Source organism: Micromonospora sp. RL09-050-HVF-A (assembly GCF_019374995.1).
GTDB lineage: Bacteria > Actinomycetota > Actinomycetes > Mycobacteriales > Micromonosporaceae > Micromonospora > Micromonospora antibiotica.
This window is the reverse complement of record NZ_JAGKQP010000002.1, coordinates 1,674,822-1,687,311: the sequence shown is the minus strand read 5'-3', so window position 1 is coordinate 1,687,311 and position 12,490 is coordinate 1,674,822. Positions and strand designations below refer to the sequence as shown.

Genomic DNA, 12,490 nt, shown 5'->3' with positions numbered 1-12,490 from the left:
GCGGACCGAGGCGGCGACGACACGTCCGGTGCCGGTCAGCTCGTGGTGCAGGTGAGGTTCGTCGGCGCGTTGTTGGTGCCGCTCACCGTGCCGATGAAGCCGAACGTGGTGGAGGCACCGGCGGCCAGCGCCCCGTTGTAGTCGACGTTCTTCACGGTCACGTTCGCGCCGCTCTGGGTGTGCGACCCGCCCCAGATCTGGCTGACGGTCTGTCCGTTGGGGAACGTCCAGGACACCGTCCAGCCCCGGATCGCGGTCGCGCCGGCGGTCACGGTGACCTCGGCCTGGAAGCCACCCGACCACGAGCCCGTCACCGCGTACGTCGCCCGTGCTCCCGAGGGTGCGGGCGAGCTGGTGGTCGGGACCGGGGTCGTCGGCGGTGGGGTCGTCGGCGGCGGGGTGGTCGGGACGGGGGTGGTCGGCGTGGGGGTCGGAGTCAGCGTCGGGGTCGGCGTCACGCCCGGCCGGGCCGCCCGGTAGGTGTGCCCGGCGCGGACGGTGAACTGGACGACGTCGGTCTCCGGGCGGGTGGTGGCCGGTGCGCTGCCGTCGGCGACATCGACGAGGGTGAAGCTGCCGGTGAACAGCCGCGACCGCACCCGCAGCGTGCCGTCGCGGTCGGCGCGGATACCGATCTCGTCGGGCTGCCCGCTGCTCCACGCCACCCCGACGGTGTAGCCGCCGCGCCCCCGCAGGCCGGCGACCTGGCCGGTGGGCCAGGCGCTGGGCAGCGCGGGCAGCACGTTCAGCTCACCGGTGTGGCTGTGCAGCAGCATCTCGGCGATGCCGGACGTGGCGCCGAAGTTGCCGTCGATCTGGAACGGCGGGTGCAGGTCGAACATGTTCGGGGCGAGCCGGTCGGTGCGCACCAGGTCCTTCAGCAGCTTGTGGGCGCGGGCGCCGTCCTCCAGCCGGGCCCAGAAATTGATCTTCCAGGCGAGGGACCAGCCGGTCCCGTCGTCGCCCCGCAACTCCAGGGTCTTGCGGGCGGCCTCGTACAGGGACGGGGTGCCCCGCTTGGTGATCTGGTTGCTGGGGTGCAGTCCGTACAGGTGCGAGACGTGCCGGTGGTTCCGCTCGGTCTCCACCCAGTCGGCCAGCCACTCCTGCACGTTGCCCCGCGAACCCACCCGGTTCGGGGGCAGCCGGTCCTTGGCGGTGCGTACCTGCGACCGGAAGGTGGTGTCCACGCCGAGGGTCTCGCTGGCGCGGGCGGCGGCGTCGAAGAGGTCCCGCAGGATCTGGTTGTCCATCGTCGGCCCGGCGCAGACGCTGGCGTTCGAGTGGTGCGGCAGCTCCGGTGAGTTCGACGGGTTCGTCACCAGGTAACCCAGCGTCGGGTGGGCGACCAGGGTGTCGAGGAAGAACTGCGCGGCGCCCTTGAGCGCCGGGTAGTTGGCCTGGAGGAAGCCCAGGTCACCGGTGAACAGGTAGTGGTCCCAGATCAGGGTGCCCAGCCACGCGCCACCGGTCTGCCACATGCCCCACAGCGCCCCGTCCACCACCGACGCGCCCCGCCAGGCGTCGGTGTTGTGGTGGGTGACCCAGCCACCCGCGCCGTACTGCGCCTGGGCGACCCGGGCACCGGTCACCGTCAGGTCCTTGACCATGTCGAAGACCGGCAGGAAACACTCGGCGAGGTTGGTGGTGTCGGCCGGCCAGTAGTTCATCGGCAGGTTCGCGTTGATCGTGTACTTCGAGTCCCAGGACGGCGTCAGCGAGTCGTTCCAGATGCCCTGCAGGTTCGCCGGCTGGGTGCCCGGCCGCGACGACGAGATGAGCAGGTACCGCCCGAACTGGAACAGCAGCGCGGCGAACTGCGGGTCGTTGCTGCTCGCGTGCTGGGCGATCCGTACGTCGGTCGTCTGGTCGGCCGCGGCCGTCCGACCCAGGTTGATGCTCACCCGGTTGAACAGCGCCTGGTAGTCGGCGAGGTGCCGGCTGCGCAGCTGCTCGATGGCGACGCCCTTGGCGGCGTTGAGCCGGGTGCGGGCGATGCCCTGGTAGTCGCCGTTGACGGTGCGGTAGTTGACGTAGCTGGAGCCGATCGAGATCAGGATGGTCACGCTGGTGGCCCCGGACACCCGCAGGGTGCCCCCGGAGCTGCTGACCGTGCCACCGGTCGCGGCGGCGTTGGCCAGGGCCAGGAACCGCACCGAGCCGGTGACCCCCTCCTGGCTGCCGGAGATGCCGTCCAGCCCGATGGTGGCGGAATCCGGGCTCGACACGGTGGTGCGCTGCGGGCTGTCGAAGGTGGCGGAGAACGTGATCGCGTTGGCCCGGTCGGCGGTCAACCGCACCACGATCACCTGGTCGGCTGCGCTGGCGAACACCTCCCGCTGGTGCCGTACCCCGTTGAGCAGGTAGGTCGTGGTGACCGTGGCGGTGGTCAGGTCGAGGGTCCGGACGTACTGGCTCGTCCCGCTGGCCGAGCCGAAGGCCAGCCGCAGGTTGCCCACGGTCTGGTAGGCGAGCTGGCCGCCCGGGTTGCCCATCATGGTCTGGTTGATCAGGTCCTGCGCCGAGGTCCACTGGTCGGCGAAGACCCGCCGCCGGATCTCGGCCAGGTTGGCCGCCCCCCGGGTGTTGGCCGAGTCGTACGGGCCGCCGGCCCAGACGGTGTCCTCGTTGAGCTGGAGCCGCTCGGTGTCGACGTTGCCGAACACCATCGCGCCGAGCCGTCCGTTGCCGATCGGCAGCGCGCGGAGCCAGTCGGTGCCGGCTCCCTCGTCGTACCACAGGGCCAGGTCGTTGGCGGCCAACACCTGGGGCGGTGCGACCGAGTCGGCGCGGGCGGTGGCGGTCCAGGCGACCGGGACCAGCGCGGCACCGGCCCCTGCCGCTCCTGCCTTGAGGACGTTCCTTCGGGTCACTTCAGACATGATCACTCCCAGCAGTGCGGATCAGGGACGGGTGCGGGTGGGGGGACGGGCGTCGCCGCCGGGCCGGGTGCTCAACCGTCACGCCCGGCCCGCCGTGGCCGGCGCATCGGTGCTGGCCGGACGTCGTGCCATGGCATGACTCCTGTCGGTGCTACGCAGTGGTGGTCCGACCGCAGGGCAGGGTGGGACGGCCGTCGTCGTGGTCCCGGGACGGGGACACGGCCGATCGCCAACCGGCCCGAGTCGGTGTTTCGATCAGCCGGCAACGGGATACGCCGCTGTGAGCGTTAACAGGTGCGGCCCCTCGCACCCTGACGTCGACATCCGCGAATGCCGTGACGGCGCGTCGAGCTCCCGGCGGCGCACCATCTCGCCTTATATGGACTCTCGTGGATTCGCGGGGTCCCGTCAAGATATGACGGCCATGTTGCGCGAATGTTCCTGCCGGGTACCGGCGGTCCGGCCGGCCGGCCGTGTCCCGTCGCGCCGGGTGGGTGGACGCCCGGTGCCGTCGGGGGAGCTACCGACTCGGGCCCGGGGTGCGGGGTTTCTTGCCAGCTCAGGGCGCTGTCCTGGCGGGGTGCCGGTGGGTGCGCCGCCGGGGGTGGGGGTGTGCCGGCAGCCGGGGACCTTGAACCCCGGGCGGGTCTTCCGTAGCATTCGGGTCGCGAAATGTTATCGCAAACATTTCTGGACCGTGGCAGCGTCGCGGGCCCACAGGCACCGTCCACTGTGGTGAAATTCCCCTCAGGGAGGTGATGCCCGGTGTCCGCCGGACCGTCCTACCGCAATCCGGTCGTCCCCGGTTTCCACCCCGACCCGAGTGTCTGTCGGGTGGGCGAGGACTACTACCTGGTCTGCTCCAGCTTCGAGTACTTCCCCGGCGTACCCCTGCTGCACAGCCGTGACCTGGTCAACTGGCGGCAGATCGGCAACATCCTGGACCGGCCGGGCCAGTGCGAACTGCCCCCGGACGCCGAGGCGTCCCGGGGCATCTTCGCGCCGACCCTGCGCCACCACGACGGACGGTTCTGGCTGATCACCACCAACGTCAGCCTGGGGCGGCACCTCATCGTCACCGCGCCGCACCCCGACGGCCCCTGGTCCGACCCGGTCTATCTCGACCTGCCGCACGTCGACCCCTCGCTGGCCTGGGACGACGACGGCAACTGCTGGCTGACCACCTCCGGGGTGGACGCCTACCGGATCGACCCGGAGACGGGGGAGGTGCTGGAGGGCCCGATCGCGCTGTGGTCGGGCACCGGCGGCCAGTACCCCGAGGCGCCGCACCTCTACCGGATCGACGGCTGGTGGTACCTGCTGCTCTCCGAGGGTGGCACGCACACCGGCCACGCCGTCTCCGTCGCCCGCTCGCGCAGCCCGCGCGGCCCGTTCACCCCCGCGCCCACCAACCCGATCCTGACCCACCGCAGCAGTGACCGCCCGGTGCAGGCCACCGGGCACGCCGACCTGGTCCAGGCCGTCGACGGCAGCTGGTGGCTGGTCCTGCTGGGCATCCGGGCCAAGGGCCACTGGCCGCCCTACCACGTCCTCGGCCGCGAGACCTTCCTCGCCCCGGTGCGCTGGGTCGACGGCTGGCCGGTCGTCGACCCGGTCGAGGAGCTCACCGTGGCACCCGCCGGCAGCGCCCCGGCCGGTGCCGCCCCGCCCGACCCGGGCGACCACCACGACGACTTCGACGCGACCACCCTGGCACCGGAGTGGATCTCGCCCCGCCGCCGACCCGCCGACTCCTGGTCGCTGACCGCCCGGCCGGGCTGGCTCACCCTGCATGCCGAGGGCGCGACGCTAGACCTGGCCGGCGCGACGATCGTGGCGCTGCGGCAACGGCACCACGACTGCCGGGCCAGCGTCCGGGTGGACCCGGGCGACGGCACCGCCGGGCTCACCATCCGGATCGACGAGGCGCACCACTACGACCTGGAGGTAGGGGCCGGCACGGTCCGGGTCGTCGGCCGGGTCGGGCCGTTCCGGCAGGTGTTCGCCACCCGTGCCGTGCCGCCGGGCCCGCTCGTGCTGACGATCGCCACCCGCACCGACGACGTCTTCCCGCCGACCGTGACGTCCGCCGCCGAACTGGCGGCCGGAACCGCACCCCGGGGGGTACGCGCCGCCGGCTGCGACATGGTCACCTTCGAGGTGGCCGGCCCGACCGGCCCGACCGTGCTGGCCGAACTGGACGGGCGCTACCTGTCCACCGAGGTCGCCGCCGGCTTCACCGGCCGGGTCATCGGCATGTACGTCACGCAGGGCAGCGCCGCGTTCGACTGGTTCGCGTACCGGCCGGTGGCGGAGCGCGCCGGTGCCGGGCCCGTGGGCGCTACCGGGCCGTCGGTGGAGCCCGCACCGTAGACTTCGTCCCGTGATCGAGGAAGGTCGACGCCGTGGCTCGCGCAAGCCCCGGCGGGGCGACCTGCCCATCGCCACCATCGCCGAACTCGCCGGGGTGTCCCCGCCGACGGTGTCCAAGGTGCTCAACGGCCGCCGGGGGGTGGGCGAGCAGACCCGGCAGCGGGTGGAGGCGTTGCTACGCGACCACGGCTACCGCCGCCGACCGGCCGGTGGCGTGGCACCCTGCATCGAGGTGGTCTTCCACCAGATGCTCTCCTCGATCGCCATGCCGATCCTGCGCGGGGTCCAGGAGGTCGCCGGCCCCCGCGACCACACGGTCGGCTTCACCGACGTGCACCACCGCCTGCGGGCCGGGCAGCCCTGGGTGGAGTCGCTGCTGCTGCGCCAACCGGCCGCCGTGATCACGGTGTTCTCGCTTCTCACAGCCGAGGACGGGGCGCGGTTCAGCGCCGCCGGCATTCCGTTGGTGGCGGTCGATCCGATCGGCGACCTGTTTCCCGTCCCCGCCGTCGGGTCGAGCAACTGGAGCGGGGCGCTGTCCGCCACCCGGCATCTCCTGGATCTCGGCCACCGGCGGATCGGGGTGCTCAACGGTCCGGTCGGGGACCTGTCGGCGCGGGCCCGCCGGGACGGCTTCCGCGCCGCGTTGGACTACGCGGGTGTCCCATTCGACGAGCGCCTCGAACGCGGCGGGGTGTTCACCTTCGAGGAGGGCCGACGCCTCGCCGCCGAGCTGCTCGGCCGGCCGGAGCCGCCCACCGCCGTCGTCTGCGGCAACGACCTGCAGGCGTTGGGCGTCTATGCGGCGGCCCGGGAGGTCGGACTGCGGATTCCCGACGAGCTCAGCGTCGTGGGCTTCGACGACGTCGACGAGGCGGCCTGGCTGGCGCCGCCGCTGACCACGGTGCGGCAGCCGTTCGGGGAGATCGGGGCCACCGCCGCCCGGCTCGCGTTGACCCTGGCCGACGGCCACCCGCTCACCCAGGACCGCTACGAACTCGGCACCTCGCTCGTGGTGCGGGGCAGCACCGCCGTACCACGGTCCCGCTGACCCCGGGCGGGTCGCGGACCCGTGCGCCGTGCCGTCGGCAACAGGTGCCGTCGGTCCCGGGCGGTGGCGGCCCCGCCGGTCCGCCCAGCTCCTGTGCTGCCGGTCCGCCCTGTGCCTGTGCTGCCGGTCCGCCCAGTGCCTGTGCGGTCGGGGGTCGCCCTGTTCCTGTGCTGCCGGGGGTCGGCCGGTGCCCGTGCCGCCGGGGGTTGCCGGTTTGCCCGATTCGCCCGCCGGTGTCATCCGGTGGGGGGACATGGGTCGACGCGCCGCAGCTAAACTTGATTTGTTCCAGAACAGCGGGCTAGGGTCGTGCCATGACGGCCGACCTCGAGGCACAGTTGCGGGCGGCATCGCTGCGCGTGACCCGGCCCCGACTGGCCGTGCTCGCCGCGCTGCGCGACCACCCGCACGTCGACACCGACACGGTGATCGCGCTGGTCCGGGCCGACCTGCCCACGGTCTCCCACCAGGCGGTCTACGACGTGCTGCGGGCGCTCACCGACGCCGGCCTGGTGCGCCGCATCCAGCCGGGGCGGGCGACCGCCCGCTACGAGTCACGGGTGGGGGACAACCACCACCACGTCGTGTGCCGCTCCTGCGGTGCGATCGCCGACGTCGACTGCGCCGTCGGTCACGTTCCTTGCCTCACCGCCTCCGACGATCACGGTTTCGTGGTCGACGAGGCGGAGGTCGTCTACTGGGGCACCTGCCCCGACTGCGCGGCCGACCGCACCTCCCAGTGATCCACCAGTTCGGAAGGAAGCACATGAGCGACACCCAGGACAACGCTCCCGCCAGCGCGCAGGGCGTGGACCAGAAGGCGGCGGCCGGTTGCCCGGTCGCGCACGACTCGGTGACCGCGCACGGCAGCGAGAGCGAGAACCCGGCGATCGACTCGCCGACGCCGAAGACCGGTGGGCGTCCGCGTACCAACCGGGACTGGTGGCCCAACCAGCTCGACCTCTCGGTCCTGCACGCCCACTCGGCCAAGGGCAACCCGCTGGGGGAGGACTTCAGCTACGCCAGGGAGTTCGCCAAGCTCGACGTCGAGGCGCTCAAGCGGGACATCACCGAGGTGCTCACCACCTCGCAGGACTGGTGGCCGGCCGACTTCGGCCACTACGGCGGCCTGATGATCCGGATGAGCTGGCACGCCGCCGGCACGTACCGGATCGAGGACGGCCGTGGGGGCGCCGGTGACGGCGGGCAGCGGTTCGCGCCGCTGAACAGCTGGCCGGACAACGCCAACCTGGACAAGGCCCGCCGGCTGCTCTGGCCGGTCAAGCAGAAGTACGGCCAGCAGATCTCCTGGGCCGACCTGCTCGTGCTTGCCGGCAACGTGGCCCTGGAGTCGATGGGCTTCACGACCTTCGGTTTCGGCTTCGGCCGGCAGGACGTCTGGGAGCCGGAGGAGATCTTCTGGGGCCCGGAGGACACCTGGCTCGGCGACGAGCGCTACGCCTCCGAGAGTGAGATGGCGGCCGGCGTCGGGGCGACCGAGATGGGCCTCATCTACGTCAACCCGGAGGGTCCCCGGGGCAACGCCGACCCGCTCGCGGCGTCGCACTTCATCCGGGAGACCTTCCGCCGGATGGCGATGAACGACGAGGAGACCGTCGCCCTCATCGCCGGCGGCCACACCTTCGGCAAGACCCACGGCGCCGGCATCGCCGACGACCACGTCGGCCCCGAGCCCGAGGGCGCCCCGCTGGAGGCGCAGGGCCTGGGCTGGCTGAGCACCCACGGCAGCGGCAAGGGTGGCGACACCATCACCAGTGGTCTGGAGGTCACCTGGACCGACCGGCCGACGCAGTGGAGCAACCGCTTCTTCGAGATCCTCTTCGGCTACGAGTGGGAGCTGACCACCAGCCCCGGCGGGGCGAAGCAGTGGGTCGCCAAGGACGCCGAGGCGATCATCCCGGACGCGCACGACCCGGCCAAGAAGCACAAGCCGACGATGCTCACCACCGACCTGTCGCTGCGCGTCGACCCGGCGTACGAGAAGATCTCGCGGCGCTTCCTGGAGCACCCGGACGAGTTCGCCCTGGCGTTCGCCAAGGCCTGGTACAAGCTGCTGCACCGGGACATGGGCCCGGTCAGCCGCTTCCTCGGCCCGTGGGTCGCCGAGCCGCAGCTCTGGCAGGACCCGGTGCCGGCCGTCGACCACGAGCTGGTGTCCGACGCCGACGTCGCCGCCCTCAAGGCGAAGGTCCTCGACTCCGGCCTGACCACCGCGCAGCTGGTCGCCACCGCGTGGGCCTCTGCGGCGACCTTCCGGCACACCGACAAGCGCGGTGGCGCCAACGGCGCGCGGATCCGCCTCGAGCCGCAGCGCAGCTGGGAGGTCAACCAGCCCGAGCAGCTCGCGACGGTGCTGGGCACGCTGGAGGGGATCCAGCGGGAGTTCAACGCCGCCGGTGCGGCCAAGATCTCCCTCGCGGACCTGATCGTGCTGGCCGGCTCGGCGGCCGTGGAGCGGGCGGCCCGCGAGGCGGGTGTCGAGGTGACCGTGCCGTTCCGGGCCGGCCGCACCGACGCCAGCCAGGAGGAGACGGACGTCGAGTCCTTCGCCGTGATGGAGCCGCGTGCCGACGGGTTCCGCAACTACCTGCGTCCGGGTGAGAAGACCCAGCCGGAGGTGCTGCTCGTCGACCGGGCGTACATGCTCAACCTGACCGCGCCGGAGATGACCGTCCTCGTCGGCGGTCTGCGGGCCCTCGGCAACAACGTCGGCGGCACGGCGCACGGCGTGCTCACCGACCGGCCGGGCGTGCTCACCAACGACTTCTTCGCCAACCTGCTCTCGCCGGGCACCCGGTGGCGGGCGTCGGAGTCCGACGAGCACGTCTACGAGATCCGGGACCTGGCCACCGACGAGGTGAAGTGGACCGCCACCGCGGTCGACCTCATCTTCGGGTCCAACTCCCAGCTGCGGGCCCTCGCCGAGGTCTACGCCAGCCAGGACGCGGGCACCAAGTTCGTGACCGACTTCGTGGCGGCCTGGACCAAGGTCATGGAGCTGGACCGGTTCGACCTGTCCTGACCCCAGGTTCCCTGAAGGGCCCCGGCCGATCGACGATCGGCCGGGGCCCGTTCCGGTTCGGGGGCGGGTGAACCCACTTCATATTGGACAAAAGCTGCCAAAGCGCCATATAGTCTCTTCCGTGTATTTCCTGGCAGCCCTGGTCAGCCCGTTGCTGCTCGTCGGTGGCGTCGCGCCGCCCGGCGTGGCACCCGTCGCCCGTGTGCAGGCGATGGCGCTGGTGGTCGGGCTGGACATCACCGTGCCCCCTACGGCCAGCCTCGGTGCGGGCCTGGCGGGGACCACCCTCAGTCGCTCGTTGGGCACCGTCACCGTGGCGGACACCCGGACGACCAACCCCAACACCTGGACGGCCACCGTGTCCGCCACGGCGTTCATCACCGGCGGGGGTGGCCCGGCCCAGACCATCGCCACCACCCAGGTCTCCTACTGGTCGGGCCCGGTGACCAAGCAGAACGGTGGGGGTACCAAGGTGCCTGGTCAGGCCACCGCAGCCCAGGCGGTGACGCTTACCGTGCCACGGATCGCGTTCAGCAAGACCACGGGCAACCAGCGAAACAGCGTGAGCTGGGCGCCCACCCTCCGCGTGGCGATCCCCGCCGGAGCGGTGACGGGCGTCTACTCCGGCACCATCACACACTCTGTCGCCTAATGGGTGATTTGACGCTAATGCAACCTATGGGCTTTTTGAGTGTTTAGCGTGGAGGCATGAAGAAGTCATTGCTCGCCCTGGCCGCCGGGGCGGCGGTGCTCGCCGTAGCGTCGCCCGCCGCCGCCGCCCCGTCGGGCGACACCATCGTCACCTTCACCGTGTCGACCGCCAACCTGGACATCGCCGTGCCCGCCTCGGTGAACCTGGGCGCGGCCTTCGCCGGCTCCACCATCACCGGCTCGCTCGGCAACGTCACGGTCACGGACAGCCGGGCGGCGCTCTCGGCGACCTGGACCGCGTCGGTCACCAGCACCTCGTTCACCACCGGTGCGGGCTCGGGTGAGGAGACCATCCTGCCCAACCTGGTGGAGTACTGGTCCGGGCCGGCGCTGTCCACCACGGGCACCGGCACCTTCGTGCCCGGTCAACCCACCGTGGCCGACGCGGTGACGCTCAACCTGCCCCGGACGGCCTTCTCCAAGACCTCCGGCAGCGGCAACAACTCGGCCACCTGGGACCCCAGCCTCCGGATCACCATTCCGCCCGCAGCCGTCGGCGGACTCTACTCGGGGGTGATCACCCATTCGGTGGCCTGACCGACTCCGTGTCGTGATCCTGGCCGTCACCGTCCTGGTGGCGGCCGGGACACCGGCGATTGCCGCGTCGCCGTCGCCGCAGCCGAGCCCGAGCTTCAGCGGGCCGGCCGCGGCGGTCGGCATCCGGCTGCTCGACGCCCCGGTGAACCGGCGCGACGACAGCCGCGCGCACAAGTACATCGTCGACCACGTCCACCCCGGGACGACCATCAGGCGGCGGATCGTGGTGGAGAACGTCTCGGAGGTCGAGCGGAAGATCGCCGTCTACGCCGCCGCCGCCGAGATCGACCGCACCGGCTTCGTCTTCGCACCCGACCGGACGCCCAACGAGCTGAGCAGCTGGATCACCGTCGACCGCGACGAGGTGGAGCTGGAGCCCGACGACGAGGCGGTGCTCACGGTGACCATCACGGTGCCGAAGAAGGCATCCGCCGGGGAACGGTACGCGGTCATCTGGGCCGAGGTGTCCACCACCGACGGCGCGAACGTCCGCAACATCGGTCGGGCCGGAATCCGGGTGTACCTGTCGGTCGGGCCGGGCGGCGAGCCGCCGTCGGGCTTCGAGGTGTCGGGGCTCACCGGCGACCGCGACGGCGACGGCGCACCGGTGGTGACCGCCGAGGTGCGCAACACCGGGCAGCGGGCGCTGGATCTCGCCGGCCAGCTACGCCTCACCGACGGCCCGGGTGGGCTGTCGGTCGGGCCGGTGCGCGCCGAGGCGGACACGCTTGCCCTCGGCGCCACCACCACCGTACGCGTGGTGCTGGACCCCCGACTGCCGGACGGCCCGTGGGCCGCCCGGCTCGACCTCGCCAGCGGGTGGACCAAGCGCACCGCGACCGGCACGGTCTCCTTCGGTGGGCCGACGGCCGCCGCCGCGACCAGCACGGACCGCTCCGGACTGGTGCTCACCGGCGGCTTCGTCGCGTCGGCCGTGGTCCTGCTCCTGTTCACCGGCTACGTGTTCCGCCGTCGAGGCCGGTCGCGGCAGGCGCTACCCGCCTGAGCGGATCGACAGTGAAAGTGCGCGCCACGTAATATTGCGTGGTGCGCACTTTCCTGTACGGTGGTCACATGAGCGGCCTCCGTGAGCGCAAGAAGATCGAGACCAGGGCGGCGCTGAGTTGGGCGGCCATCCGGCTGACCGTGGCCCGGGGCTTCGACAACGTGCTGGTGGAGGACATCGCCCAGGCCGTGGGCGTCTCCCCGCGAACGTTCAACAACTACTTCTCCAGCAAGGCCGAGGCGATCGCCTTCCGGCATCTCGACCGCAGTCGCCGGGTGGCCGAGGCGCTGCGCCAGCGGCCGGCCGGCGAACCACTCTGGGCGGCGCTGGTCGAGGCGACGCTGACCCGGTTCACCCCCGGCCCGGAGGTCGCCCAGTCGCCACCGGGCGCGCACGCCGAGTGGGTCGACGGGCTCGCGGTGATGCTCGCCGAGCCGGCGTTGCAGGCGGAGATGCTGCGCGCCAGCGCGATCGCCGAGGCCGACCTGGCCGCAGCCGTCGCCGAACGCACCGGCACCGACCTGGGACGCGACCTCTATCCCCATCTCGTCGCGGCCAGTGTGACCGCCGCCGTGAACGCGGCGATCCGGCACTACCTGCGTGCCGATCCGCCCGTTCCGATGGAGCGGTTGCTCCCCGACGCGCTGGCCCAACTCGCCGCCGGCCTGCCGGCGCCCACACCACGATGACCGCATCCCCTGCCCTGCCTCGGCCATGTCCCTGCCCCGGCCCGCTCTCCGCGTCACCGCTGACCGTGCATCCCTGACCATGCGCACGCCGGCCTGACCCACGCGCGCCGGCCCGACCGTACGCCGGCATCATCCGCGCACCGCGACGACCGCCCGCTCTGAACCGCAGCTCACCGCGTCCACCCCGAGGCCGTCGGG

General features: G+C 72.0%; 9 protein-coding genes. 8 read left to right on the top strand and 1 reads right to left on the bottom strand.

Going from position 1 to position 12,490, the window contains the following annotated elements:
* Positions 1–35 precede the first annotated feature (35 nt).
* On the bottom strand, positions 36–2,882 hold the full coding sequence (locus tag J7462_RS07525) for a glycoside hydrolase N-terminal domain-containing protein (protein WP_219462995.1): 2,847 nt from the start codon (positions 2,880–2,882) through the stop codon (positions 36–38).
* A gap of 765 nt (positions 2,883–3,647) precedes the next feature.
* Between J7462_RS07525 and J7462_RS32905 the strand changes: the two genes are divergently transcribed.
* The 8 genes from J7462_RS32905 (at position 3,648) to J7462_RS07485 (ending at position 12,292) form a co-directional block, all read left to right on the top strand.
* A complete protein-coding gene (locus J7462_RS32905; protein WP_219462993.1) occupies positions 3,648–5,255 on the top strand; it encodes a glycoside hydrolase family 43 protein in 1,608 nt (535 codons plus the stop codon).
* Between the two features lie 10 nt (positions 5,256–5,265).
* Positions 5,266–6,306: a LacI family DNA-binding transcriptional regulator gene (locus tag J7462_RS07515; protein ID WP_219462991.1), complete on the top strand. Its 1,041-nt coding sequence runs from the start codon at positions 5,266–5,268 to the stop codon at positions 6,304–6,306.
* Between the two features lie 314 nt (positions 6,307–6,620).
* Positions 6,621–7,049, top strand: a complete 429-nt coding sequence (locus J7462_RS07510) for a Fur family transcriptional regulator (protein ID WP_219462990.1) — start codon at positions 6,621–6,623, stop codon at positions 7,047–7,049.
* A gap of 23 nt (positions 7,050–7,072) precedes the next feature.
* Complete coding sequence (gene katG / locus J7462_RS07505; protein ID WP_219462988.1) at positions 7,073–9,349, top strand: catalase/peroxidase HPI; 2,277 nt, start codon at positions 7,073–7,075, stop codon at positions 9,347–9,349.
* A gap of 121 nt (positions 9,350–9,470) precedes the next feature.
* Complete coding sequence (locus J7462_RS07500) at positions 9,471–10,001, top strand: hypothetical protein (protein ID WP_219462985.1); 531 nt, start codon at positions 9,471–9,473, stop codon at positions 9,999–10,001.
* Between the two features lie 56 nt (positions 10,002–10,057).
* Positions 10,058–10,597: a hypothetical protein gene (locus J7462_RS07495; protein WP_219462983.1), complete on the top strand. Its 540-nt coding sequence runs from the start codon at positions 10,058–10,060 to the stop codon at positions 10,595–10,597.
* Between the two features lie 13 nt (positions 10,598–10,610).
* The gene (locus tag J7462_RS07490; RefSeq protein ID WP_219462981.1) at positions 10,611–11,603 is read left to right on the top strand and encodes a DUF916 domain-containing protein; all 993 of its coding nucleotides are present in this window, start codon (positions 10,611–10,613) and stop codon (positions 11,601–11,603) included.
* 68 nt (positions 11,604–11,671) lie between these two features.
* On the top strand, positions 11,672–12,292 hold the full coding sequence (locus J7462_RS07485) for a TetR family transcriptional regulator (RefSeq protein WP_219462978.1): 621 nt from the start codon (positions 11,672–11,674) through the stop codon (positions 12,290–12,292).
* Positions 12,293–12,490 lie beyond the last annotated feature (198 nt).

Coding starts and splice junctions, on each gene's coding strand:
- J7462_RS07495 (WP_219462983.1), top strand. CDS start 10,058: ATGAAGAAGTCATTGCTCGCCCTGGCCGCCGGGGCGGCGGTGCTCGCC.
- J7462_RS07525 (WP_219462995.1), bottom strand. CDS start 2,882: ATGTCTGAAGTGACCCGAAGGAACGTCCTCAAGGCAGGAGCGGCAGGG.
- J7462_RS07485 (WP_219462978.1), top strand. CDS start 11,672: ATGAGCGGCCTCCGTGAGCGCAAGAAGATCGAGACCAGGGCGGCGCTG.
- katG (WP_219462988.1), top strand. CDS start 7,073: ATGAGCGACACCCAGGACAACGCTCCCGCCAGCGCGCAGGGCGTGGAC.
- J7462_RS07510 (WP_219462990.1), top strand. CDS start 6,621: ATGACGGCCGACCTCGAGGCACAGTTGCGGGCGGCATCGCTGCGCGTG.